Raw genomic sequence first — 7400 nt, forward strand, 5'->3', positions numbered from 1 at the left:
CAGGTCGCGCGAGCCGATCAGGGTCAGCAGCACGGCGGCGACGGTCGGGCTCAGTATGTTTTCGAGGTCATAGGCGAGACGGGACAGCGAAAGCGCCTTTGTGTAGTCCCGCTCGTCGGGAAGGATGTCGGGGATCGTCGCCTGGAAAGTCGGCGTGAAGGCGGCGGAGGCGGATTGAAGGACGAAAATCAGAACGTAGATCTGCCAGATCTCGGTTACGAAGGGCAGCATGGCCGCGACGGCGGCGCGAACAAGGTCCAGTCCGACCAGCATGGACCGGCGCGGGAGCATTTCCGCGACGACGCCCGCGATCGGGGCCACGGCGATATAGGCGATCATCTTGATCGCGAGCGCGGTTCCGAGCACGACCCCGGCATCGGCACCGGCCAGATCATAAGCGAGAAGGGCCAGCGCGACGGTGGCCAGCCCCGTGCCGGCCAGGGCGACGGCCTGCGCGGCGAACAAATGGCGGTAGGCGCGGTTCTTCAGGATGGACAGCATGATCTGGCGGCTTCCTGCGGTGCTGACGAGACAGACGGTTGCCCGGTAACATCTCCAATCTGTAACCAAATGTCACATTGCAAATGAGAGGGGCTTGCATTTAAGTGCCTTCAAAACTGCCCGCAGGCGGCAGGATGAAGGGCAGGCGCCATGACACTCGAGACCGCTGACCAACCCACCGTTCCCCATTGGCCGCTTGGCGAAGGCCGGGTGGGCGATGCCGGGATCGTGACCGATATCGTCACGGCCGACGATCAGCCCGAGCTTGAGCGCCTGTTGCTTGAAATGGGCTTTGTGGAAGGCGCGCGGGTGGAACTCATTCATGAAGGCCCGATGGGCCGCGATCCCATCGCCGTGAAGGTGGACGATATGCGCGTGGCGCTGCGCCGCCGCGAGGCGGGCTGCATCATGGTCGCTTCGGATAGCCGCCCGTCATGACCTCCACGACGCTGCATCTCGGCCTTGTCGGCAATCCCAATTGCGGAAAGACGGCTCTCTTCAATGCGCTGACCGGCAGTCGGCAGAAGGTTGCGAACTATGCCGGCGTCACGGTGGAGCGCAAGGAGGGCAAGTTCGTTACGCCCGCGGGCCGCGAGGCCGTGCTGCTCGATCTGCCCGGCACCTATTCCCTGCGCGCGCGCAGCCCCGACGAGCAGATCACGCGCGACGCGGTTCTCGGCACGCTTGAAAACGAGTGCACGCTGGACGCCATCGTCTGCGTGGCCGATGCGACCAATCTTCGGCTGATGCTGCGGCTGGTGCTGGAGTTGAAGCAGACGGGGCGCAAGCTGATCCTCGCGCTCAACATGTATGACATCGCAAAGCATCGCGGCATCGATATCGATATCGACAAGCTGTCCGGCGAGCTCGGCATTCCGGTGGTGCCTTCGGTGGCGGTGCGGCGCAACGGTACGGATGCGCTGCTGACTCTTCTCGACAAGATGCAGCCGGATGAAGCCGATGCGGCGGCGGGCGCTCCCCTAAACACGAGTGCTCCTGTGAATACATGGGCCGCGCCCGATGCGAAGACCGTGCGCGAGATGCATCGCACCGCGGACCTCATTCTCAAGGATTGCGTGACGCGGCCCGAAGACAGCGACGAATGGACGGCGTGTGTGGACCGCGTGCTGCTGCATCCGGTTTACGGCATCGCGATCCTGCTCGGCGTTCTCTTCCTGATGTTCCAGGCGGTGTTCAGCTGGGCGACGCCGCTGATGGATATGATCGGCGCGGGCTTCGGGTGGCTGTCGGCCCTGGTGCAGACCACACTGCCCGACGGGATGCTGCGCAGCCTGATTTCCGACGGCATCATTTCCGGTGTGGGCAGCGTGCTCGTCTTCCTGCCGCAAATCGTGATCCTCTTTCTGTTCATCATCCTGCTCGAGGATGTGGGCTATATGGCGCGCGCGGCCTTTCTGATGGACAAGCTGATGGGCCGGGCGGGGCTTCACGGGCGCGCTTTCATTCCGCTGCTGTCGAGCTTTGCCTGCGCCATTCCCGGGATCATGGGCACGCGCGTCATCAATAGCTGGCGGGACAGGCTGGTGACCATTCTGGTGTCGCCGCTGATGACCTGCTCGGCGCGCATTCCCGTCTATACGCTTATCATCGCCGCCTTCATTCCGCGCGGCGCGGTGTTCGGCGTGGTCGACCGGCAGGGGCTCGTCATGTTCGGTCTTTACGCGGCGGGCATTGTGAGCGCGCTGAGCGTCGCCATGGTGATGCGTCTCTTCTTTCACCGGCATGCGTCCGAGCCCTTCATCATGGAGCTGCCCGATTACAAGCTGCCGAGCGTCAAGAATGTCGCCTGGGGCGTGTTCGAGAGGGCGCGCATCTTTTTGCGCCGGGCAGGCACGATCATTCTCACCATGATGATCGTGATCTGGTTCCTCAGTAGCTTTCCTGGCCCGCCGCCCGGCGCCACGGAGCCGGCGATCCATTACAGCCTCGCCGGCATGATCGGCCATGCGGTGGAGCCGATCCTGAAGCCCATCGGGTTCAACTGGCAGATCGCAGTGGCGCTCATTACCGGCATGGCGGCGCGCGAGGTGGCGGTGGCTGCGCTCGGGACCGTCTATGCGGTGGGCGGAGAGAGCGGCGGATCGCTCACCCAGATCCTGTCCACGCACTGGTCGCTTGCCTCGGGGCTCGCCTTTCTGGCGTGGTACGTCTTCGCCCCCCAATGCGCCTCCACGCTTGCCGTGGTGAAGCGGGAGACGAATTCATGGCGCTGGCCCGCGGTCATGTTCGTTTACATGCTGGTCATGGCCTATATCGCGGCGATGATCGTCTATCAGGCGACGGTGTTTCTCGGCGGGTAGGTCCTGGCCCTATCCATGTCCGAAACTTCGGACGAGGCTGCCCGCGATCAGCGCCCATCCGTCCACCAGCACGAAAAAGATGAGCTTGAACGGCAGTGAGATGATCACCGGCGGCAGCATCATCATGCCCATGGACATGAGGACGGAAGCGACCACCATGTCGATGACGATGAAGGGCAGGAAGACGAGGAAGCCGATTTCGAAGGAGCGGCGCAGTTCCGAAATCATGAAGGCGGGGACCAGCACCTGAAGGCCGATATCCTCCGGCTTGTCGGGTTTGCCCGCGTCGGAAAGGTCGACGAAGAGCTGCAGGTCCTGATCGCGGACCTGGCTCAGCATGAAGGTCTTGAAGGGCTGGCTCGTCTTCTCGAAGGCTTCGCCGAATTCGATCTGCTGGTTCATCATCGGCTCGATGCCCTCATGATAGGCCGCCTTGAAAGTCGGCGTCATGATGAAGGCGGTGAGGAAGAGCGACAGGCTGATGAGGACCGCATTGGGCGGCGATTGCTGCATGCCGAGCGCGGTGCGCATCAGCGACAGCACCACCACGATGCGCACGAAGGAGGTCACCATGATGAGGATCGACGGGGCGAGGCTCAGAATGGTGACGAGGGCGACGATCTGAACGATGTGATCGGTCAGGCCGAGATCGCCGCCGAGATTGACGGTGATCGGATCGGCGGCCATGGCCGGGCCCGCCGCGAAGAGGACGAAAGCAAAGGCGAGGACGGCGCGCCAAAGCGCCTTGCGGTCGATGGTGCTGCTCATGCCCGGCGCTCCTTCAGGCGCTGCACCAGACGGTGCATGTGCTGGGCGGGCACGGGAAGCTGTGCGACGAAGCGCTCGTTTGCGGTTGCCGGTGCGGTTTCCAGTGCTGTTTTGGGGGCCGGCTTTTCATCCGCGCCTGCATCATTGGCGGGCGCCGCAGCGGTCGCTTCGACCTTTTGTTCTTCAACGGGCGCGTCTATGCCGCTCTCTATGACGAGGCTTTGTTCCGCGCCGAGCAGGATCAGATGTTCCTTGCCGTCGCGGCGAATGAGGACGATGCGGTTCTTCGTGTCGAGCGGTTTCGTTTCCACGATGGCGAGGCGCTTCACCGCACCCGGCATGGTGTAGCCGCCGGTGAAGAGGCCGTATTTGCGCGCGGCAAAGCCGCACAGCCCGATCAGACCGATGATGAAAACGAGCGCGCCGACGAAGCGCAAAACTTCGGTGATATCCATTGAATGCCCAAGCCCCACCCGACGATCCGAAGCTGCCCGCTTCGTGTCATCGTCCTTTCGTTGCGGCGGTTCATTCTTGCAGGTGAACCACCGGGTGGCCTTCGCTTGCCCAACGCGCGACGCCACCGCCCATAGGCAGAATTTGCCGTGTCAGACTTAATGACGGGTTAAACGAACGGCGGCTCGCGGGTTTTTTAGGTAAATGCGAAATGAAGCGCCCGGCAGAATTTGCCGCTCGTTAGGGGCTTCTTAAGAACCGGAGGTCAACACTGCCCGTGCCGCCAAGGAATGCGTGGCTCTTTTTTCCGGCAGTAGCGGGCTTCAGAAGGAAGCGCGTGACGAGTTCCCCGGGCAGGGAACGCCGGTTGGTGGGGCAACGCACATGGCTTTGGGCGATCTTCCTCTTTTGTCGATGATGAAGCTGCGGCTGCAATGGCTCGGCGAGCGCCAGCAGGTGCTTGCGCAGAACGTCGCCAATGCGGACACGCCGGGCTACGCGGCGAAGGATCTCAAGGAACTCGATTTCGGCGCGCTGGTGAAGCAGCAGAGCGGCATGCTGTCGCCCGTCGCCACAAATTCAGGACATATCGGTACGCCGGTCGTCGGTGCGTCGCTGACGGGCACCGCGGCAGGGCGCGCGGCGATTGCCCATGCGCGCGGCGGCGAAGTGCAGCGCGCACCGGATTTCGAAACCTCGCCGACGGGCAATTCCGTCGTGCTCGAGGAGCAGATGATGAAGGCCGCCCAGACACAGATGGACTATCAGGCGGTCACGGGGCTTTACGCCAAAAGCGTCGGGCTTATCAAAATCGCGCTGGGACGTGGCTAGGACGCCGGGCGCGGCCAGGGGATAAAGGAGAGACGGGCATGAGTGCGATGGATCTCATCAAATCGATGATGGTGGCGGCGTCGGGCCTCAAGGCGCAGAGCGGCCGTATGCGCATCATCGCGGAAAATATCGCCAATGCGGACAGCACCGGCAACACGCCGGGCGCGGACCCGTATCGCCGCAAGATCGTGACCTTCGAGGATACGCTCGACCGGCAGATGGGCGTGGACAAGGTGAAGCTCGGTCGGCCGGAAACCGACAAGTCGGACTTCAAGCTCAAATACATGCCGGACCATCCGGCGGCTAATGCCGACGGCTATGTGAAGTTTCCGAATGTAAACGGCATGGTCGAGGCGATGGATATGCGCGAGGCGCAGCGCAGTTACGAAGCGAACCTGAACATCATTCAGGCCTCGCGCCGCATGATTTCGCAGACCATCGATATTCTGCGCGGATAAGGGGTAGGGGACCATGGCAACACCGGCTTCTCTTGCAATGAACGCCTATGCCCGCGCCGCGGGCATGGCGTCGAAGGGACCGCAGACGCAAGGCCCGAATGCCGGGCAGGCGGCGGGCGGTTTCGACAACATGCTGAAAAGCGCGCTCGACGAGGCGGTCGATACCGGCAAGGCGAGCGAGCAGAAGGTGGCGGCAATGACCGGCGCGAGGCAGGGCAACCTCGTGGATGTGGTGACGGCCGTTTCCGAAGCCGAGGCCACGTTGCAGACGGTGGTCACGGTTCGCGACAAGGTCATTTCGGCCTATCAGGAAATCCTGCGCATGCCCATCTGAGGGCGTGCGTTCCAGTTTTTAGTGGGGTGGGGGCATGACCGGACCTGAAGTTCTCGATGTTGGGCGGCAAGCGATCTGGGTGATGCTGGAAGCATCGGCTCCGATGATGATCATTGCGCTGCTGGTGGGCCTCGTCATTGCGCTCTTCCAGGCGCTGACGCAGGTGCAGGAAATGACGCTGGTCTTCGTGCCGAAGATCGTCGCCATCTTCGTGACGCTGCTGATCTCGCTTCCCTTCATGGGCAGCGTCATGAGCGGGCTGATGCATCTCGTCGCCCAGAAGATCGTTTCGGGCTGACGATCCCGATGACCGGCGCTCCCGTCCTCACCATCAACCTCCTGCCGGACACGGCTTTCGTGTTCCTGCTCGTCTTTTCGCGGCTGGGCGCGATGGTGATGATGATGCCGGCGATCGGCGAAAACGGCATTCCGGCGCGGGTGCGCCTCATCATGGCGCTGTTGCTGACGATGATCCTCATGCCGCTTGTCGCCGACAGCTACGGCAAGCTGCCGGAAAGCGTGGTCGGCATGGCAACGATCATCGTCTTCGAGATAGCGGTCGGGATTTTCATTGGCATGGCCGCGAAAATCATCATGTCGGCGCTGCATGTGGCGGGCAATATCATCGCGCTTCAGATGAGCCTAGCCTTTGCGCAGAATGTCGATCCCACGCAGGGCCAGCAGGGCGTGCTGATCGCGAATTTTCTCAATCTGCTTGCCGTCGCGCTGATTTTTGCGACGGGTCTCGATCATCTGCTGATCGCGGCGATGCGCGACAGCTACGATTTGTTCAAGCCGGGCCATTACCTGCCGGTAGGCGATTTTTCGCGCATGGCGGTGGAAACCTTTTCCCACGCCTTTCGCCTGGGGTTGCAGCTTTCCGCGCCGTTCCTCGTTTTCGGACTGGTCTTCTATATGGGGATCGGCGTGCTTTCGCGCCTGATGCCGCAGATCCAGATTTTCTTCATCGCCATGCCGGCGAACATCATGCTGGGGCTGTTGCTCCTCATGGTGCTGCTCGGCGCCATGATGACGTGGTTCCTCGATGCCTTCGAGTCCACGCTCACCCTCTTTCTGCATTAGGGGTGACGCATGGCGGAAGAAAACGATTCAGAAAAAACAGAAGAACCAACACACAAGAAACTCGAAGACGCCGCCAAGAAGGGCGACGTCCCCAAAAGCCAGGAGATCAATGCCTGGTTCGTGATGCTGGGCGGGGCGCTTGCCGTCATGATGCTGGGCAATTCCACGGCCGGGGCGCTCATGGACCAGTTGCGCATCTTCATCGCGCAGCCCGATGCGATCCCGATGGATGCCGAACATTTGCGGCTTGTCTGGCTGGGGCTTGGCAAGACGGTGCTGGGCGCCATCGCCATGCCGCTGCTGATCCTCATCGTCGCGGCGGTTGCGGGCAATGTGGTGCAGCACATGCCGGTATTCAGCGGCGAGAACATGAAGCCGAGCTTCTCCAAGATTTCGCCGATGAAGGGGCTGGAACGGCTGTTCGGGCCCAAAAGCGTCATGAACCTGGTCAAGGGTATCGTGAAGATGGCCGTGGTCGGGCTCGTCACCTTCCTTATCGCCTGGCCGGAGCGTGACCGGCTCGGCCTGATGATGACATGGGACGTGACGCTGCTGCTGCCCGCGGTGCAGACCATGGCGCTGCGCATGCTGGGGGGCGTCATCGCCGTGATGACGGTGGTCGCCGTGCTCGATTACATGTTCGAGCGCATG

11 protein-coding genes are annotated in these 7400 nt (G+C 62.2%); 8 read left to right on the forward strand and 3 right to left on the reverse strand.

The window, feature by feature from the left end; genetic code table 11:
* The coding region (locus CMI59_RS16735) for an MFS transporter (protein WP_293329369.1) at positions 1–501 on the reverse strand (501 nt) is incomplete at its 3' end.
* A 150-nt stretch (positions 502–651) separates the two neighbouring features.
* On the opposite strand from CMI59_RS16735, the gene CMI59_RS16740 reads away from it, so the two are divergent.
* A complete protein-coding gene (locus tag CMI59_RS16740; protein ID WP_293329370.1) occupies positions 652–939 on the forward strand; it encodes a FeoA family protein in 288 nt (95 codons plus the stop codon).
* Positions 936–2822: a ferrous iron transport protein B gene (gene feoB / locus CMI59_RS16745; protein WP_293329371.1), complete on the forward strand. Its 1887-nt coding sequence runs from the start codon at positions 936–938 to the stop codon at positions 2820–2822. Before CMI59_RS16740 ends, feoB begins: the two co-directional genes overlap by 4 nt.
* A 9-nt stretch (positions 2823–2831) precedes the next feature.
* On the opposite strand, the gene fliP is transcribed toward feoB, so the two are convergent.
* Complete coding sequence (gene fliP, locus CMI59_RS16750; protein ID WP_293329378.1) at positions 2832–3509, reverse strand: flagellar type III secretion system pore protein FliP; 678 nt, start codon at positions 3507–3509, stop codon at positions 2832–2834.
* Between the two features lie 77 nt (positions 3510–3586).
* Complete coding sequence (locus CMI59_RS16755) at positions 3587–4045, reverse strand: flagellar biosynthetic protein FliO (RefSeq protein WP_293329372.1); 459 nt, start codon at positions 4043–4045, stop codon at positions 3587–3589.
* Between the two features lie 292 nt (positions 4046–4337).
* Here CMI59_RS16755 and CMI59_RS16760 point away from each other — a divergent pair, with 292 nt between their 5' ends.
* The 6 genes from CMI59_RS16760 to CMI59_RS16785 form a co-directional block, all read left to right on the forward strand.
* Positions 4338–4874 carry a flagellar basal body protein gene (locus CMI59_RS16760; RefSeq protein WP_293329373.1) on the forward strand — a complete coding sequence of 179 codons (537 nt, stop codon included), beginning with the start codon at positions 4338–4340 and terminating at the stop codon, positions 4872–4874.
* 47 nt (positions 4875–4921) lie between these two features.
* Entirely contained in the window at positions 4922–5332 is a 411-nt protein-coding gene (gene flgC / locus CMI59_RS16765; RefSeq protein ID WP_293329379.1) for a flagellar basal body rod protein FlgC, read from the forward strand.
* Positions 5333–5345: 13 nt separating this feature from the next.
* On the forward strand, positions 5346–5666 hold the full coding sequence (fliE, locus tag CMI59_RS16770; RefSeq protein WP_293329374.1) for a flagellar hook-basal body complex protein FliE: 321 nt from the start codon (positions 5346–5348) through the stop codon (positions 5664–5666).
* 34 nt (positions 5667–5700) lie between these two features.
* Positions 5701–5964, forward strand: coding sequence for a flagellar biosynthesis protein FliQ (gene fliQ, locus CMI59_RS16775; RefSeq protein ID WP_293329375.1), 264 nt, complete (start codon positions 5701–5703; stop codon positions 5962–5964).
* Positions 5965–5972: 8 nt separating this feature from the next.
* Positions 5973–6749 (forward strand): flagellar biosynthetic protein FliR, encoded by a 777-nt coding sequence (gene fliR / locus CMI59_RS16780; RefSeq protein ID WP_293329376.1) that lies wholly within the window; start codon positions 5973–5975, stop codon positions 6747–6749.
* A gap of 9 nt (positions 6750–6758) precedes the next feature.
* Positions 6759–7400, forward strand: a 642-nt coding sequence (locus tag CMI59_RS16785; RefSeq protein ID WP_293329377.1) for an EscU/YscU/HrcU family type III secretion system export apparatus switch protein, incomplete at its 3' end; no start/stop codon positions are given.

It is taken from the genome of Parvibaculum sp. (genome assembly GCF_002684405.1).
Taxonomy (GTDB): Bacteria; Pseudomonadota; Alphaproteobacteria; order Parvibaculales; family Parvibaculaceae; genus Parvibaculum.

What these genes read in the sequence shown, in the direction of transcription:
- CMI59_RS16740 (WP_293329370.1), top strand. Translation starts at nt 652, where the DNA reads ATGACACTCGAGACCGCTGACCAACCCACCGTTCCCCATTGGCCGCTT.
- feoB (WP_293329371.1), top strand. Translation starts at nt 936, where the DNA reads ATGACCTCCACGACGCTGCATCTCGGCCTTGTCGGCAATCCCAATTGC.
- fliP (WP_293329378.1), bottom strand. Translation starts at nt 3,509, where the DNA reads ATGGCCGCCGATCCGATCACCGTCAATCTCGGCGGCGATCTCGGCCTG.
- CMI59_RS16755 (WP_293329372.1), bottom strand. Translation starts at nt 4,045, where the DNA reads ATGGATATCACCGAAGTTTTGCGCTTCGTCGGCGCGCTCGTTTTCATC.
- flgC (WP_293329379.1), top strand. Translation starts at nt 4,922, where the DNA reads ATGGATCTCATCAAATCGATGATGGTGGCGGCGTCGGGCCTCAAGGCG.
- fliE (WP_293329374.1), top strand. Translation starts at nt 5,346, where the DNA reads ATGGCAACACCGGCTTCTCTTGCAATGAACGCCTATGCCCGCGCCGCG.
- fliQ (WP_293329375.1), top strand. Translation starts at nt 5,701, where the DNA reads ATGACCGGACCTGAAGTTCTCGATGTTGGGCGGCAAGCGATCTGGGTG.
- fliR (WP_293329376.1), top strand. Translation starts at nt 5,973, where the DNA reads ATGACCGGCGCTCCCGTCCTCACCATCAACCTCCTGCCGGACACGGCT.